Origin of the sequence: Klebsiella sp. GW_Kp181 (genome assembly GCF_040062315.1) — a bacterium.
Classification (GTDB): Bacteria; Pseudomonadota; Gammaproteobacteria; order Enterobacterales; family Enterobacteriaceae; genus Klebsiella; species Klebsiella oxytoca.
Genome location: NZ_JBEAFR010000044.1, coordinates 74,028 through 91,215, shown reverse-complemented (window position 1 = coordinate 91,215; position 17,188 = coordinate 74,028). Strand labels below are relative to the sequence as shown.

Sequence of the window (17,188 nt, the reverse complement as noted above, 5' to 3'; positions counted from 1 at the left end):
AATTTAGTCCTTATTCAAATCAGTGACGGCCGAAAACGGGGCGTTTACGGTCAAAAGTCCATCCGGGGATCAGGTACTGCATTGGGCCTGCGTCATTACGCGCGCCGCCGGGCAGCTTTTTATACGCCTCATGCGCTTTCTGCACCTGCTCCCAGTCCAGCTCGACGCCGAGTCCAGGCGCGTCCGGAACAGCAATTTTTCCGTGCTTAATCTCCAGCGGATTTTTGGTCAGGCGGCAATCTCCCTCCTGCCAAATCCAGTGGGTATCGATGGCCGTGGGGTTACCCGGCGCCGCTGCGCCGACGTGGGTGAACATGGCCAGTGAAATATCAAAGTGGTTATTGGAATGGCAGCCCCAGGTCAGGCCCCAGTCATCGCACAGCTGCGCCACGCGCACCGCGCCGGAAAGGGTCCAGAAGTGCGGATCGGCCAGCGGAATATCCACGGCATTCAGCATCACCGCGTGGCCCATTTCGCGCCAGTTAGTGGCGATCATATTGGTTGCCACCGGCAGACCGGTGGCGCGGCGAAACTCCGCCATCACTTCACGGCCAGAAAAGCCCTGTTCGGCGCCGCAGGGGTCTTCCGCGTAGGTCAGCACCTCGTTCAGCCCTTTACACAGGGCGATGGCTTCATCCAGCAGCCAGGCGCCGTTGGGATCAACCGTAATGCGCGCATCGGGAAAACGCTTTTTCAACGCGCGGGCGGTTTCGATCTCCTGCTCGCCAGGCAGCACGCCGCCTTTCAGTTTAAAATCTTTAAAGCCGTAGCGGTCCTGTGAGGCCTCCGCCAGGCGCACCACCGCCTCGCTGTTCAGCGCTTCCTGATGGCGTAGACGATACCACTCATGGTTGCCCGGCGTGCTTTCCAGATAGGGCAGATCGGTTTTGGTGCGATCGCCCACGTAGAACAGATAGCCCAGCACGGTCACCTCATCGCGCTGCTTGCCCGGCCCCAGCAGCTCGCAAACCGGCACGTTGAGCGCCTTGCCCAGCAGATCCAGCAGCGCAGCCTCCAGCGCCGCCACCGCGTTCACCCGCAGCTCGAATGTCCAGGCGCCTTTACCAAAAGTATCAAAGTCCGCGGCCTGGTTGCCTTTATGCACCTGCTGAACCACTTTGTTCAGGCGGGCGACTTCCTGGCCTAATACCGTCGGGATGGCATCCACCAGCGTCTGATAAATCACTTCGCCGCCCGGCGCTTCGCCGACCCCGGTATTGCCGGCGTTATCGGTCAGCACCACAATATTGCGGGTAAAGTACGCATTGTGCGCGCCGCCGATGTTAAGCAGCATACTGTCCTGCCCGGCCACCGGGATAACCTTCATGTCGGTGATAATAGGGCTCGATTGCGTTGTCATGATGATTTTCCTGCGACAGGTTTCAGTTCGATACGTTTAATATCGCCCACCAGTACCAGATAGCTCAGCACCGCCACCAGCGCATGAACGCCCACATAAATCAGCGCGCCGTTAAACGAACCGGTGGTGCCAACGATGTAGCCGATAGCAATGGGTGTCACGATACCGGAGATATTGCCGAACATGTTGAACAGACCGCCGCTCAGGCCGCTGATCTCTTTCGGCGCCGTATCCGCCATGACCGCCCAGCCCAGCGCACCGATGCCTTTACCGAAGAAGGCCAGCGCCATGAAGCCGATAATCATCCACTCCACGTTGACGTAGTTACAGAACACCATCACCATCGACAGCAGCATCCCCATGACGATAGGCGTTTTACGTGCGATGTTCAGCGAGCCGGTACGACGCATCAGCCAGTCGGAAATAATCCCGCCGAGAACCCCGCCCGCGAAACCGCAGATCGCCGGAACCGACGCGACAAAACCGGCCTTCAGGATCGACATGCCGCGCGCCTGCACCAGATAAACCGGGAACCAGGTGATAAAGAAATAGGTCAAAGCGTTAATGCAGTACTGGCCGATATAGACGCCAATCATCATGCGAGAACCCAGCAGCTGCTTGATTTGCCCCCATTTTACGCTAAACGGCACCTTAGCTTTGGCCGCCGCCTGATCCATATTGATCAGCGCGCCGCCTGCGGCGATGTAATCGAGCTCTTTTTGGTTTACACCCGGATGCTGGTTAGGTTCATGAATCACCTTCAGCCAGACAAAGCTGATGATAATGCCGAGACCGCCCATAAAGAAGAACACGTGCGACCAGCCCACCTCATGCGTCAGCCAACCCATGATCGGCGCAAAAATAACGGTGGCAAAATATTGCGCGGAGTTAAAGATAGCCACCGCCGTGCCCCTCTCCTGCGCCGGGAACCACGCCGCGACGATCCGGCTGTTGCCGGGGAAGGAAGGCGCTTCGGCCAGGCCGACAAGAAAACGCAGGGTGAACAGCGCGACGATAATGCCGAAGCCGCTAAAGATATCGACGAAACCCTGCAGCAGGGTAAACATGGACCAGATAAAAATGGACCAGAAGTAGACGCGTTTAGAACCGAAGCGGTCAAGCAGCCAGCCGCCCGGGATCTGGCCGATCACGTAGGCCCAGGAGAACGCGGAAAAGACGTAGCCCATGCCGACGGCATCAAGACCAATATCTTTGGCCATCTCCGAACCGGCAATGGATAAGGTGGCGCGGTCGCCGTAGTTGAAGGATGTGACGATAAACAACATCACCACTATCCAGTAGCGAGCATTGGTGCGCTTTTCAGCGCCGCCTGCCGCCTGACTTAATGAACTCATTGTTGCACTCCTGAATCATAGCGTTAGCTACGTTCATTCTGAACAGCACAACCTGTAGGGTACTCAGAATGACGTGTTAGTGTTTTTCATAATTTTCGTTATATCTGGCACTGCATTTTTAACTGGCAGGAAAAGTATAAAAAGAGGGGCTGACGGGCTCACCGTGCAAATACACAGCTTTCGCCGCCTGAGTAAATCTGATTTATGGCTTATGCCTAATGAGATGGGGGATGGTTCACGGAAATGAAAAGCCGCGCCCGTTCATAGACGCAAAGCGCGGTGCAAAAGACAGGAGTGTGAATCAACTCTCTTGACCCCGTGAAATAGCCCGGTAAAGACCATGGCATTACACAGGTTTTAAGGCAAATGCCCGAAGCCGTGCGCCTGAAGAATTGCTACGATGATTTTGGCCGTTTATCTGGCCACTGGCATTTAACATCAGTAAAAAAAGGGGCGCCCTCTAGTGTAGGGAGAGGGCGAAACTTTTAGGACCTGTGCCGCCAGGGTATTAGCCAAACAGTCTGAGCACCGCCCGGGGGCAAAATGGCAAACAAAATAGCCCTGATGGGATAAGGTTGTTAATCAAGCAGCGACGCCCACTGCGCTACCCATGGGTTAGCAACGCTTTCAGGTTCCGGATCTTCGCTGGCATCGATCGTCAGCATATCGCCAACGCGCGTGCCGCCCTGTTCCTGCAATAACGCATCAAACTTCAAACCGCCGCCGCAGAAGTTAGCGTAGGTGCTATCGCCCAGGGCAATAATTCCATAACGCAAATGCGGCTGATACATATCTTTGATGCCTTCGTATAAAGGCACAATGCTGTCCGGTAAATCGCCCTGCCCGGTGGTCGATGTCACCACCAGCGCATATTTTCCGGTATACGACTCCCAGTCTTTGACTTCGGGATCTTCAAAGACTTTCGCCTGATGCCCCAGTCCGCTCAAAATAGCCTGCGCCTCTTCGGTGACCAGGAGCGAATTTCCATACATCGTACCGACAAAAATTCCGACTTCTGCCATGACTATCTCCCTGAAGTGACCTGTATCTCTTCATCCTGACCGCAGTCGTCGGCAAACTCAACCCTTTCATTTAACGGGAGAAGGCCGCGCCAGCCAAACTGCGACAGCGCGCGCATCCAGACGTCGTCAAGGCCAGCGCGAATAACCAGCGGTTCACCGGTAAAAGGATGCGTTAACGATAGCTGGCTGGCATGAAGCATTAGCCGATCGCAGCCAAAGTGTTCGGCCGCGCTGCGATTCTGCCGCAGATCGCCGTGTTTACTGTCGCCGATAATCGGATGGCGAAGATGGGCAAGATGACGGCGCAGCTGGTGCTTACGTCCGGTTTTCGGTTCCAGCTCCACCAGGCTATAGCGGGTGGTAGGATAACGTCCGGTCGCCACCGGCATTTCTACCGTCGCCAGGCCGCGATAATGGGTGACCGCCGGCTGCGGATCTTTATTTTCGCGGGCGAACTTATCGGCAATTTTATCCAGCTCCTCAACCAGAGGATAATCAAGCTCCGCTTCTTCGCTCAACCAGCCGCGGGCTATCGCATGATAGCGTTTCTGCATTTGATGCTGCTCGAACTGCTGCGACAACAGTCTTCCCGCTTCGCTCGACAGTCCCATTAGCAGCACGCCGGAAGTCGGCCTGTCGAGGCGGTGAGCGGTGAACACGTGCTGGCCTATCTGGTCGCGCACGGTCTGCATCACCACCACTTTTTCATCACGATCCAGCCAGCTACGATGCACCAGCCAGCCCGAAGGCTTGTTCACCGCTACCAGCCACGGGTCCTGATATAAAATCTCCAGCATCAGGCGTCGCCGCCGGCAAACAGCGCATCCAGCAGAAGCAGCTCGGCAAGCACCCGATCGCGCACGGGATGAGCATTATCCAGGGCCATCTCATAGTAGGGGGCAACGGCGAAATTTTGCGGCAGCGGCATGCCGCTTTCCAGAAGCTGATGCATGCGCGGTATTAATACCCACTGCAGCCATTCAAGCGGCTCCATGGTGTCGAGGCAAAACGGCTGTTTGCTGGCAAACGCGCGGCTGTCGGGAGCGCTATCCTGCCAGTGTTCCGTTTCGCGCAGCAGCGCTTCAATGGCGAGCAGGCGCTCGCGCACGCGATGGTCAAGAGTCATGGGAAACCTCGATGAGTTGAAAACCGGCGCAGAATAGCAAATTCAGAAGAGAAATAAAAAAAGGGAGCACTGTATAAACAGTGCTCCCGGTTCGTTTTGCAGCAATCCAGCTACATTGGTGCTCCCTGCTCGTCCTTGAAAACTTTTCCTGAGGTCTCCTGACCATGTTCATCCGTAAACTGTTGCATCCTGCTTTCACACCACCCCGATGTGAAATAACTCATCCGTAAGTCTATCCCGATCTTCCTGATCCACCGGGCATCCTGACCGGCTCTCTTTCTCCTTCCTGGAGGTGTCCTTTACGCAATCCTGCGCTATCCTGTGCTTCATCCTGAAGCCTGTCCTTGCGACGCCGTCCTGGCGGGTCCTCTCGAAGCGTCATCATCCTGATGTTCACTTCATTTATCGACTCCCTGTCGACGTGTATAGAATCCCTGATTCCGCCCCGTCTTACAACCCTTGTTAAGACAATATCTTAAGATTTATCGTCTTCATGATGAATCATAAAACCATTAACCATTTGAAACTAATGTATTTTATTGAAATAGTATTTGCAGGGGATCGCCTCAAATGATGACGATCTCTTACAGGTCTTGTAAGAGATCTCTCACAAAAGCTCAGGAACTTTAGATTACAGAACGGGCTTAAGGGAATTAAGGAAACTCGCAAGCGAGGGAGAAAGGGTCGTACGTTTACGGGTCCCGAGCGTTTCTTTGATCACTTCGCCGCTCATATTACAGACCGAAATGACGTCCAGTTCGCTGTCCAGCGTGGCGATAAACAGCGTGGGAGACAGCTTCAAACGCTTTTGCACCAGCAGATGGCCAATCAGATTTTCCTGCACCCGCTGGAAGTCGTCCGGACTCCAGGTTTGCAGCAGCGTCATGCTCTCATCGGCAAAACGTGCCTGCATATCGCCGGCAAACTGAGTGGTATAATAAGCATGAAGCGGTTGTTGTACCACAATCTCCAGCGCCCGTTCAACCGCGTTAATGTTTTGTTCTAAAGAAAACGGCTGCGGCTGCCAGAAAACGCCATCATCATCCGTGGCGCTGATGCACGGCGACGGAATGCCGTAAAGCTCTTCGCTACGCGGCAGGCTGGAGCGCTGCTGCTGCCACGCCTCACAATAACGTTGGGTAAATGCTTGTAGCGCTTCTGCGGTTTGCTGATCCACCGGTTTCTCTCTTCACGTTAGACAGGATACACTTGGCATATAGTGTAACCGCTTTAACTATGGTGAAACATGTCTTCTTACGATAACCACCAGGCGCTCGCCGGCCTGACGCTCGGTAAATCAACCGATTACCGCGATACTTACGACGCCAGCCTGCTTCAGGGCGTACCGCGCAGCCTGAACCGCGATCCGCTGGGCCTGCACGCCGATAGCCTGCCGTTTCACGGCGCCGATATCTGGACGCTGTATGAACTCTCCTGGCTGAATGCGAAAGGCCTGCCGCAGGTTGCCGTGGGCCACGTTGAGCTCAGCGACACTACCGTGAATCTGGTGGAATCAAAAAGCTTTAAGCTCTATCTCAATAGCTTTAACCAGACGCGTTTTGCCGACTGGCAGGAGGTCGAGGCGACGCTGGCGCGCGATCTCAGCGCCTGTGCGCAAGGGGAAGTCAAGGTGTCGCTGTATCGCCTCGATGAACTCGAAGGCCAGCCGGTGGCGCATCTGCACGGCACCTGTATTGACGATCAGGATATTGAAATTGATAACTATCAGTTCAGCGCTGATTACCTGCAGGATGCCGCTGGCGGCAAAGTGGTAGAAGAGACGCTGGTCAGCCATTTACTGAAATCCAACTGCCTGATTACCCACCAGCCCGACTGGGGTTCGGTACAGATCCGCTATCGCGGGGCAAAAATCGATCGCGAAAAGCTGCTGCGCTATCTGGTTTCGTTCCGCCATCACAACGAATTCCACGAACAGTGCGTAGAGCGCATCTTCAGCGATATTCAGCGTTTCTGCCAGCCGGAAGCCCTTTCCGTTTATGCGCGCTATACGCGACGCGGCGGCCTGGACATCAACCCGTGGCGCAGCAACACCGATTTTGTTCCGGCCATCGGCCGCCTCGCTCGCCAATAGTAAACATTTTCACAATTTGCGTGCGTTAACCCGCGCGCAAGGTTGTGAAAACGCCATCAGCAGGGCTATTGTAATCACAGGAAGACGATAATCGTCCTGTAAGGAGTTCACTTGATTACACATGTTAGCCCGCTTGGTTCAATGGATATGCTGTCGCAGCTGGAAGTGGATATGCTTAAACGCACCGCCAGCAGTGACCTGTATCAACTCTTTCGCAACTGCTCGCTTGCTGTGCTCAACTCGGGGAGCCTGACCGATAACAGCAAGGAGCTCCTGTCTCGTTTTGAAAACTTCGATATTAACGTGCTGCGTCGCGAACGCGGCGTGAAGCTGGAACTGATTAACCCGCCGGAAGATGCTTTCGTTGACGGGCGTATTATCCGTTCCCTGCAGGCCAACCTGTTTGCAGTACTGCGCGATATCCTGTTTGTCTACGGCCAGATCCATAACACCGTCCGCTTCCCGAATCTCGATCTTGAAAGCTCGGTGCATATCACCAACCTGGTGTTCTCTATTTTGCGCAACGCCCGCGCCCTGCACGTCGGTGAAGCGCCAAATATGATTGTCTGCTGGGGCGGCCACTCGATTAATGAAAACGAGTATCTCTACGCTCGCCGCGTCGGCACTCAGCTGGGCCTGCGTGAGCTGAATATCTGTACCGGCTGCGGGCCGGGCGCCATGGAAGCGCCGATGAAAGGCGCAGCCGTCGGCCACGCGCAGCAGCGCTACAGAGACAGCCGCTTTATCGGCATGACCGAGCCGTCCATTATCGCCGCCGAGCCGCCTAACCCGCTGGTCAACGAGCTGATCATCATGCCGGATATCGAGAAACGTCTGGAAGCCTTCGTGCGCATCGCTCACGGCATTATCATCTTCCCGGGCGGCGTAGGTACAGCGGAAGAGCTGCTCTATCTGCTGGGCATTTTGATGCATCCGTCGAACAAGTCGCAGGTTCTGCCGCTGATTCTTACCGGGCCAAAAGAGAGCGCCGATTATTTCCGCGTGCTGGATGAATTTATCGTCCATACGCTGGGCGAATCCGCCCGTCGCCACTATCGCATTATCGTTGACGACGCCGCTGAAGTAGCCCGCCAGATGAAAAAAGCAATGCCGATGGTGAAAGAGAATCGTCGCGAGACCGGCGATGCTTACAGCTTCAACTGGTCGATGCGCATTGCTCCGGATCTGCAGATGCCGTTCGATCCTACCCATGAGAATATGGCCAATCTCAAACTCTATCCGGACCAGCCGGTAGAAGTGCTGGCAGCGGATCTCCGCCGCGCCTTCTCCGGTATCGTCGCTGGTAACGTCAAAGAGGTGGGCATCCAGGCTATCGAAAAATTCGGTCCGTATAAAATTCACGGCGACCCGGCAATGATGCGCCGCATGGACGATCTGCTGCAGGGCTTCGTCGCTCAGCATCGTATGAAGCTGCCGGGCGGCACCGCCTATATCCCCTGCTACGAAATCTGTTCCTGAGTTCTCTTCTGTTCTTCTCCCGGGCAGCGGTTCGCGCTCTGCCCGGGCAACGCTTCCTCGCCAGGCCACAGTACTGCTGCTCCGCTCCCTCGCTCATCACTCAGCGCGTATTATTTCCAAATGATTCATTTACTTTGTGAATTTTCCAGATGCATTTTTACAAAGCCAATCGTTTGCGTTTCCAAATACAGCAATAAATATCACCAGGAAAAACGCCTTTTAACGTAAAAACGTCGATAACATCGAATTTTTACAGTAAAAACCTCGTTATTACGTCACACCACTATTATCTCATATGCTGAAAATGATAGCCTCCGCGCCACAATTCTCTGGCTGATCACCAGAAACAGGCTGTTGGACTAAAAATACGCACATTAAAAGTGGATTATTGCATTTGGGATCGCGATCACTGATGCATTCACCATATAAATGTATCTTCCCGCACCAATTGTTACGGAGAAAATGCCTAAAAAACCGTACACAAACGAATTTCATATTATTTAGTCGTTTTTTTTCATTAGATTTTGTTGCTTCCTCCAGGAGATACAGATGGAAACCACTCAAACCAGCACCATCGTTACGGATGCTACCCGTAGCGGTTGGCGTAAGACGGACACCATGTGGATGCTGGGCCTGTACGGCACGGCTATCGGCGCGGGCGTACTGTTCCTGCCGATCAACGCCGGCGTCGGCGGTATGATCCCGCTGATCATCATGGCGATTCTGGCCTTTCCGATGACCTTCTTCGCCCACCGCGGAATGACCCGTTTCGTGCTGTCCGGTAAGAACCCGGGCGAAGACATCACCGAAGTCGTCGAGGAGCACTTCGGCGTCGGCGCAGGTAAACTGATTACCCTGCTTTACTTTTTCGCCATCTACCCGATTCTGCTGGTATACAGCGTGGCGATCACCAATACCGTCGAAAGCTTTATGGCGCACCAGTTGCACATAACGCCGCCGCCGCGCGCCATTCTTTCCCTGATTCTGATTGTCGGCATGATGACTATCGTGCGCTTCGGCGAGCAGATGATCGTCAAAGCGATGAGCGTGCTGGTATTCCCGTTTGTGGTTGCGCTGATGATTCTGGCTCTGTACCTGATCCCGCAGTGGAACGGCGCGGCGCTGGAAACCCTCTCCCTGAGTAGCGCTACCGCCACCGGCAACGGCCTGTGGATGACCCTGTGGCTGGCAATACCGGTGATGGTATTCTCTTTTAACCACTCGCCGATCATCTCCTCCTTCGCCGTTGCTAAACGCGAAGAGTACGGCGAAGGCGCTGAGAAAAAATGCTCCAGCATTCTGGCCCGCGCGCACATTATGATGGTACTGACCGTTATGTTCTTCGTCTTCAGCTGCGTACTGAGCCTCTCCCCGGCGGATCTGGCGGCGGCAAAAGAGCAGAACATCTCGATTCTGTCTTACCTGGCGAACCACTTTAACGCGCCAATCATCGCCTGGATGGCGCCGATCATCGCGATGATCGCCATCACTAAATCCTTCCTCGGCCACTATCTGGGCGCTCGCGAAGGCTTTAACGGCATGGTGATTAAATCCCTGCGCGGTAAAGGCAAGTCCATCGAAATCAATAAACTGAACAAAATCACTGCCCTGTTCATGCTGGTCACCACCTGGATTGTGGCAACGCTGAACCCAAGCATCCTCGGGATGATCGAAACCCTGGGCGGCCCGATCATTGCGATGATTCTGTTCCTGATGCCGATGTACGCCATTCAGAAAGTCCCGGCTATGCGCAAATACAGCGGCCACGTCAGCAACGTTTTCGTGGTGATTATGGGCCTGATTGCTATCTCCGCGATTTTCTACTCTCTGTTTAGCTAATAACCCCGCGCCGCCTGACGGCGGCGCTCCCCGACAGCACTGGATGCATCATGATCAGCGTATTCGATATTTTTAAAATCGGCATTGGCCCTTCCAGCTCCCACACCGTTGGACCGATGAAAGCGGGCAAACAATTCACGGACGATCTTATTGAGCGCGGGCTGCTCTCCGAGGTGACCAAAGTCATCGTCGATGTCTACGGCTCCCTTTCCCTGACCGGTAAAGGCCACCATACCGACATCGCGATTATTATGGGCCTGGCGGGCAACCTGCCGGATACCGTCGACATTGACGCTATCCCCAGTTTTATCCAGGACGTCAACACCCATGGCCGCCTGATGCTGGCAAACGGCCAGCAGGAAGTGGCGTTCCCGGTCGATCAGTGCATGAATTTCCATGCCGACAATCTGTCGCTGCATGAGAACGGCATGCGAATTACCGCCCTCGCCGGCGACCAGGTTCTCTACAGCCAGACGTACTACTCCATCGGCGGCGGGTTTATCGTCGACGAAGCGCATTTCGGCGTCACCCGCGAAGCGCCGGTCGCCGTACCTTTTCCGTATAAAAACGCCGCCGACCTCCAGCGCCACTGCCGTGAAAGCGGGCTGTCGCTTTCCGGTCTGATGATGCAAAACGAGCTGGCGCTGCACAGTAAAGAAGCGCTGGAACAGCACTTTGCCGCCGTCTGGGAAGTGATGAGCAGCGGCATTGAACGCGGCATCACCACCGAGGGCGTTCTGCCGGGCAAGCTGCGGGTTCCCCGCCGCGCCGCCGCGCTGCGCCGGATGCTGGTAAGCCAGGACAACACCAGCAGCGACCCGATGGCGGTTGTTGACTGGATTAATATGTTCGCCCTGGCGGTTAACGAAGAGAACGCCGCCGGCGGACGCGTCGTGACCGCACCAACCAACGGCGCCTGCGGCATCGTGCCCGCGGTACTGGCCTACTGCGACAAATTTATCCGCAAAGTGAACGCCAACTCGCTGGCACGCTATATGCTGGTCGCCAGCGCCATTGGCTCACTTTATAAGATGAACGCCTCGATTTCCGGCGCCGAAGTGGGCTGCCAGGGCGAAGTCGGCGTTGCCTGTTCGATGGCGGCGGCCGGACTGGCGGAACTGCTGGGCGGCAGCCCGGGCCAGGTGTGCATCGCCGCCGAAATCGGTATGGAGCACAACCTCGGTCTGACCTGCGACCCGGTCGCCGGTCAGGTACAGGTGCCGTGCATCGAGCGTAACGCTATCGCTGCAGTTAAAGCGGTCAACGCCGCGCGCATGGCGCTGCGCCGCACCAGCGAGCCGCGGGTGTGCCTCGATAAAGTCATCGAGACCATGTACGAAACGGGCAAAGATATGAATGCCAAATATCGTGAAACCTCACGCGGCGGCCTGGCCATGAAGATTGTCGCCTGCGATTAACGCCCCCTCCCGGTATGCTGCGGCATGCCGGGTTTCCTTCCCCTGCCCTCCCCCTTCATTTATGTTATATAAATGATAATTTAGTTATTTATTAGTTATAAAGACGATTTGTTACCTTACTGTAAACCGCTCAAGGAGAACAAATCATGCTCAGACTGTCTCGTCCGGCGCTGCTGCTCATGCTGGCTGGCGTATCCGCTTCCGCGCTGGCGAAAACGCCGGAAACCGTCAATATCGGCTATCAGAAAGCCAATATCTTCGCGCTGCTGAAATATCGCGGCACCCTCGATGAAACGTTTAAAAAGCAGGGCATCGCCGTGCGCTGGATTGAATTCCCCGCCGGGCCGCAAATGCTGGAAGGGCTGAACGTCGGCAGCATCGACCTCGCCGCAACCGGCGATGCGCCGCCGGCCTTTGCCCAGGCGGCGAAGGCAGATCTGGTCTACTTAGCCCACTCGCCGGCGAATCCAAAAACCGAGGCCATCGTAGTGGCGGAAAACTCGGCGATTAAGAGCGTGGCTGACCTTAAGGGCAAGCGCGTGGGGCTCAACAAAGGCTCCGACGTAAACTACCTGCTGGTAGCTGCGCTGGAGAAAGCCGGATTAAGCTATAAAGATATCACTCCGGTCTATTTGCCGCCTGCCGACGCCCGCGCCGCCTTCCAGCGCGGCGCGATTGACGCATGGGTTATCTGGGATCCGTTCCTCGCCGAGGTGGAAACAAACGCCAAAGCCCGACAGATCCGCAATGCCGAAGGGCTGGTACCGCACTATACCTTCTACCTGGCCAGCCGCAAATTTGCCGACACTTATCCTGAAACCGCGAAGCAGGTGGTCGATGAACTGGGTAAACTGAGCGAATGGGCCAACAGCCATCAGGACGATGCCGCCGGGATCCTCTCGGCCTCTACCGGGCTGGATAAGGCTATCTGGCTGAAGACGCTGGCGCGCCTGCCCTATGGCGCCGAGCGGATGACGCCTGCGGTCTATAACGAGCAGCAGGCGCTGGCGGACACTTTCACCCGCATCGGTCTGCTACCGGTGAAGGTGGACGTCCGCAGCGCGACCTGGTCACTGGATAAGCAGTAAGCTTTCCCTTCCCGGGTCCGGCGCCAGCGCCTTACCCGGGCTATCGATCCGCAGACATCGGTGGACCCGTAGCCCGGACAGGCGCGTCAAGCGCCGCCTCCGGGAAAAACCTACCGCCCCACAGTTCAGGCCCCCGCCCTTCGGGGAGAGGGGGACCAGCAAAATTAACTCACCTTCTCTTCGCTCCCGACCGCCACCCGCGCGCCGTGGCGATAGCCTGCGCCCGGATGCGGTGCAGCCAGCCGCGGGCCGGCGCCGAACAGCTTCTCGCGCAGGGTTCCTTCGCGATACTCCTGCTTAAACACGCCGCGCTTTTGCAGCTCCGGGACCAGTAAATCCACCACGTCGCGGAAGGTTTCGTGGGTCACCGCATAGGCGAGATTAAACCCATCGACGTCGGTCTCTTCGACCCAGGACTGCAGCTCATCGGCGACCGTCTGTGGACTGCCGACCACCAGCGGCCCGAAGCCGCCAATCCCCGCCCAGTCCGCCAGCTTCTGCACGGTCCACTGGCTGTTCGGATCGGCAGTGGAAAACGCCTCCACCATCGACTGAATCGCATTGGTATGCAGATACTCCAGCACCTGGTCCGGCTGATACTGGCCAAGGTCGATACCGGTCCAGCCGGAGAGCAGCGCCAGCGCCCCTTCGTAGCTGACGTACGGTTTATACTCCTGCCATTTAGCCTGGGCTTCACGGTCGGTTTCGCCGACGATGACCGTCTGCATATTGAAGATCAGGATGCTGCGCGGATCGCGCCCGGCTTCCTCGGCGCGACGGCGAATATCCGCCACCGTCTTTTTCAGCAGTACCTTCGACGGCGCGCCGACAAATACGCACTCCGCGTGGCCGGCGGCGAACTGCTTGCCGCGGCTGGAGGCGCCCGCCTGATAGAGCACCGGCGTACGCTGCGGCGACGGCTCACAAAGGTGGATCCCCGGTACCGAGAAGAAGTTCCCCTGATGGTTGATCGGATGAATTTTTCGCGGATCGCTGAAGATCCTGCGCTCCCTGTCGCGCAGCACCGCGCCGTCTTCCCAGCTGCCTTCCAGCAGTTTATAGACCACCTCCAGGTATTCATCGGCGTAGTCGTAGCGGGCGTCATGGTCGGTCTGCGCTTTTTGCCCAATGTTCCGCGCCCCGCTCTCCAGATAGGAGGTCACGATATTCCAGCCCACCCGCCCCTTCGTCAGATGGTCGAGGGTCGAAAGACGGCGGGCGAACGGATAGGGATGCTCAAAGGAGAGCGAAGCGGTCAGGCCGAATCCCAGATGCTCCGTCACCAGCGCCATCGGCGTAATCAGCGCCAGCGGATCGTTGACCGGCACCTGCGCCGCCTGGCGGATCGCCGCATCGCCGTTGCCGTTCAGCACATCATAAACGCCCAGCACATCGGCGATAAATAGCCCGTCAAACTTGCCGCGCTCCAGCAGACGCGCCAGGTCGACCCAATACTCGAGATCTTTATACTGCCAGGAGCGGTCGCGCGGATGGGCCCACAGCCCCGGCGACTGATGGCCGACGCAGTTCATATCAAAAGCGTTCAGACGAATTTCACGTTGTGATGACATAGCGCTTCTCCACGGCGCGCCCCGCTGTCGGGCCGCGCGCATAATCAGTTAAGGGAATCAGGGGATAAAAGGCGTTCAGAACGCCGGACATCGGACGGATTGTTTGACGCCCAGAGTCTGCAGCGCTTCGGCGGCCACGTCAGCGGCATGGTCAGCCACCTGCGGTAGCCCCATCAGCTCTCCGAAGCGGGCCCGCGCGGCAGGGCCAGAAACCAGTAGTTTGGGATTAGCTCGCCCTTCCCGGCCAATGGCCCGCGAGCGAAGATCGACGTCCAGGCCGAGGCCGAACGCGTCGGCGCGAATCAGCCCATCCTGGCTTAGCTGGCGCAGCAGCGGCTGGCTATCGGTCAGCGCCCCGTGCGCCGGGCCGGTGGTTAAAATAACGTGGTCAGCGCTCACCCGCTGTGCTTCACCGTACCGGAGCGCCAGGGTTAACGTCAGCCTTTGCGCATCGCCTTCCAGCGCCGTCAGCCGGGCCGCCAGCACCCGCAGGCTGCCGTCGCGCTGGCGCTGCTCAATAACCCCGGCGACCTGCGGAGCGATACGGTAGCGGTGAACGTCCCAGTAGCTGCGCAAATGACGCAAGAAGCGCTGGCGATCGGCGACCGTCAGCCCCTGCCAGATGCGTTGTCCCTGATTACGTACCGCGTCCATCACCACCTGCCAGGCCAGCCCCTGCTGCTCCGCGCGAGCGATATCCTCGCGGATCTGCCGCAGCCGCTGGCGCAGCGATCCGCGATCGTATTCGCCAGGCCAGGGGTCACCGCTGCCGCTCAGGTTGCTGCGGGACAGCAGCCCGCGGCGTGAAAATGCGGTTATCGGCCCCCGATGACCCAGCCGCGTCAGGGTGGCAACGGTATCCGCCATCGTCAGGCCGGTGCCCACGATCGCGACGCTCGCTTCCGGTGCGATAGCTTCCAGCACGCCCGCTCGCCAGGGATTAGCAATGAGCGCCGGATGAGTCGCAAACGGCATCGTCAGCGTCGGCAGAGAGGGGGGCGGATGGCTAATGGCCAGCACCAGTAGATTGGCCGATAGCCGCCGACCGCTGTCGGTAACGACCTCGCCATGATGAATGCTCAGCGCCTGCTCGCGCAGATGCGTCAGCCGCCCTGCGCTGGCGCGCGCCTCCTCGGCGAAACGCTGGGCGACGTAGCGGCCAAACTGACCGCGCTGCGGATAAACCGCGCCATCCTCCAGCAGCGCCTGCGGATCTTCTGCAAAAGCAGGCTGGCTGCGGTACCAGCGATCGAACGCGCCCTCCTCTTCACCGGCAAGCTGCATTCGCGCGGCGGGAACGTTGATTCTGTGACTCGGTTCGGTCGTGGAGTAGGCCACGCCCGCGCCGGGCACCTCTCGCGGCTCCAGCAGCGTCACCCGCACGCCAACCGGCGCCAGGCGCAGGAGATGAATCGCCACCGCCGCGCCGCTAAATCCGCCGCCGACAATCACCACGTGCGGTTCAGTTTGCATAGCCCACCGCCTTCAGAAACCTGTGCAACATACGGTCCCCCTCAGCTTGCGCTCACCTGTTTCACCGGACGTTTATCGCCGCCGATAGTTTCGCCGAACGGGCCGGTATTGACGCTACGCGCCTTCGGCTGCTCATGGCCTGCCAGCGGCAATAACGGCATGACCAGGTCGGCAAAGCGATGGGCCTCTTCCAGATGCGGATAGCCGGAGAAGATAAAGTTGGTGATACCGAGTGCCTGATATTCACGGATGCGTTCTGCTACCTGCTGCGGATTGCCAACCAGCGCCGTTCCGGCCCCGCCGCGCACCAGCCCCACGCCCGCCCACAGATTCGGGGCAATACGCAGATTGTCGCGCGATCCTTTATGCAGCGAACTCATTCGCGCCTGGCCGGTAGAGTCCATACGGGCAAAAATTTTCTGCGCCTGGGCGATAGTCTCGTCGTCAAGATGAGAAATCAGCCGATCGGCGGCGGCCCACGCCTCTTCTTCGGTTTCGCGAACAATCACGTGCAAACGAATCCCGTACTGCAGCGTACGGCCCCGGGCGGCGGCGCGCTCGCGCACCACAGCCAGCTTTTCGGCCACCAGCGCCGGCGGCTCGCCCCAGGTCAGGTAGGTATCAATTTGATCGGCGGCGACGTCGATGGCTTCCTCGGACGATCCGCCAAAGTAGAGCGGCGGGCCGTTTTCCTGCACCGGTGGAAACAGCACTTCAGCGCCTTCCACGTGGATATGCTCACCGCGATAGTCCACCTTTTCACCTTGCAGCAGGCGCGAGTAGACGTCGAGAAATTCGCGGGTCACCTGATAGCGTTCGCCGTGGCTGAGGAAAATGCCGTCGCCTTTGTTCTCCACCGGATCGCCACCGGTAACGACGTTAATCAGCAGCCGGCCGCCCGACAGGCGATCGAGCGTCGCCGCCATTCTCGCCGCCAGCGTTGGCGGCTGCAGGCCAGGACGAACGGCCACCAGATAGCGCAGGCGGCGGGTCAGCGGCGCCAGGGCCGATGCCACCAGCCATGAGTCTTCACAGCTTTTCCCCGTCGGGATCAGCACCCCGTAGTAGCCGAGACTGTCGGCCGCCAGCGCCACCTGCTGCAGGTAAGGCAGGTCAACCGGGCGGCCGCCTTCTGCGGTACCCAGATAGCGGCCATCGCCGTGGGTAGGCAGAAACCAGAACACATTGATTTTATCGTCGGTTTTTTGCGTCATTATCCATTTCCTATATAACCATATCCGATATTTATCGAAGAGATGTTTTAATTTGGTTATATGAGTGTTAGCGATAATCATGCCAATGGTGAATAAAAAATTTACATATTTAAATCATGGAGTTAAATAAAAGTTAGTTTTATAACGCTGT

At 57.4% G+C, this 17,188-nt stretch carries 14 protein-coding genes; 5 read left to right on the top strand and 9 right to left on the bottom strand.

The annotated features are described in order from the left end of the window. Positions 1–19 precede the first annotated feature (19 nt). From ABLV11_RS08535 to syd, 6 genes are all read right to left on the bottom strand, one after another. Positions 20–1,360: an enolase C-terminal domain-like protein gene (locus tag ABLV11_RS08535; protein WP_004105029.1), complete on the bottom strand. Its 1,341-nt coding sequence runs from the start codon at positions 1,358–1,360 to the stop codon at positions 20–22. Next, positions 1,357–2,715 (bottom strand): galactarate/glucarate/glycerate transporter GudP, encoded by a 1,359-nt coding sequence (gene gudP / locus ABLV11_RS08530; protein WP_004105031.1) that lies wholly within the window; start codon positions 2,713–2,715, stop codon positions 1,357–1,359. The genes ABLV11_RS08535 and gudP overlap by 4 nt, the downstream gene beginning before the upstream one ends. A 578-nt stretch (positions 2,716–3,293) precedes the next feature. Then, the gene (locus ABLV11_RS08525) at positions 3,294–3,737 is read right to left on the bottom strand and encodes a flavodoxin (protein ID WP_348855283.1); all 444 of its coding nucleotides are present in this window, start codon (positions 3,735–3,737) and stop codon (positions 3,294–3,296) included. Between the two features lie 2 nt (positions 3,738–3,739). Continuing rightward, the gene (gene truC / locus ABLV11_RS08520) at positions 3,740–4,534 is read right to left on the bottom strand and encodes a tRNA pseudouridine(65) synthase TruC (protein WP_023329992.1); all 795 of its coding nucleotides are present in this window, start codon (positions 4,532–4,534) and stop codon (positions 3,740–3,742) included. Further along, the gene (locus ABLV11_RS08515) at positions 4,534–4,863 is read right to left on the bottom strand and encodes a YqcC family protein (protein ID WP_348855282.1); all 330 of its coding nucleotides are present in this window, start codon (positions 4,861–4,863) and stop codon (positions 4,534–4,536) included. The genes truC and ABLV11_RS08515 overlap by 1 nt, the downstream gene beginning before the upstream one ends. 631 nt (positions 4,864–5,494) lie before the next feature. Then, on the bottom strand, positions 5,495–6,040 hold the full coding sequence (syd, locus tag ABLV11_RS08510) for a SecY-interacting protein (RefSeq protein WP_004105039.1): 546 nt from the start codon (positions 6,038–6,040) through the stop codon (positions 5,495–5,497). Between the two features lie 69 nt (positions 6,041–6,109). Here syd and queF point away from each other — a divergent pair, with 69 nt between their 5' ends. The 5 genes from queF to ABLV11_RS08485 all read left to right on the top strand — a co-directional run bounded on the left by queF (position 6,110) and on the right by ABLV11_RS08485 (position 12,779). Further along, positions 6,110–6,955, top strand: a complete 846-nt coding sequence (queF, locus tag ABLV11_RS08505; RefSeq protein WP_004114939.1) for an NADPH-dependent 7-cyano-7-deazaguanine reductase QueF — start codon at positions 6,110–6,112, stop codon at positions 6,953–6,955. 111 nt (positions 6,956–7,066) lie between these two features. After that, positions 7,067–8,434 (top strand): nucleotide 5'-monophosphate nucleosidase PpnN, encoded by a 1,368-nt coding sequence (gene ppnN / locus ABLV11_RS08500; protein WP_004105045.1) that lies wholly within the window; start codon positions 7,067–7,069, stop codon positions 8,432–8,434. 549 nt (positions 8,435–8,983) lie between these two features. Then, the gene (locus ABLV11_RS08495) at positions 8,984–10,273 is read left to right on the top strand and encodes an HAAAP family serine/threonine permease (protein ID WP_004105047.1); all 1,290 of its coding nucleotides are present in this window, start codon (positions 8,984–8,986) and stop codon (positions 10,271–10,273) included. A gap of 50 nt (positions 10,274–10,323) precedes the next feature. After that, positions 10,324–11,691, top strand: a complete 1,368-nt coding sequence (locus ABLV11_RS08490; RefSeq protein ID WP_348855281.1) for an L-serine ammonia-lyase — start codon at positions 10,324–10,326, stop codon at positions 11,689–11,691. Between the two features lie 146 nt (positions 11,692–11,837). After that, positions 11,838–12,779, top strand: coding sequence for a sulfonate ABC transporter substrate-binding protein (locus ABLV11_RS08485; protein WP_142478687.1), 942 nt, complete (start codon positions 11,838–11,840; stop codon positions 12,777–12,779). Positions 12,780–12,943: 164 nt separating this feature from the next. Here the strand turns inward: ABLV11_RS08485 and ABLV11_RS08480 are convergent, their stop codons facing one another. The 3 genes from ABLV11_RS08480 to ssuD all read right to left on the bottom strand — a co-directional run bounded on the left by ABLV11_RS08480 (position 12,944) and on the right by ssuD (position 17,037). Continuing rightward, a complete protein-coding gene (locus tag ABLV11_RS08480; RefSeq protein ID WP_023321541.1) occupies positions 12,944–14,350 on the bottom strand; it encodes an LLM class flavin-dependent oxidoreductase in 1,407 nt (468 codons plus the stop codon). A 75-nt stretch (positions 14,351–14,425) separates the two neighbouring features. Further along, on the bottom strand, positions 14,426–15,823 hold the full coding sequence (locus tag ABLV11_RS08475) for an FAD/NAD(P)-binding protein (RefSeq protein ID WP_126489492.1): 1,398 nt from the start codon (positions 15,821–15,823) through the stop codon (positions 14,426–14,428). Between the two features lie 41 nt (positions 15,824–15,864). After that, positions 15,865–17,037: an FMNH2-dependent alkanesulfonate monooxygenase gene (ssuD, locus tag ABLV11_RS08470; RefSeq protein WP_004105057.1), complete on the bottom strand. Its 1,173-nt coding sequence runs from the start codon at positions 17,035–17,037 to the stop codon at positions 15,865–15,867. Positions 17,038–17,188: the final 151 nt, after the last annotated feature.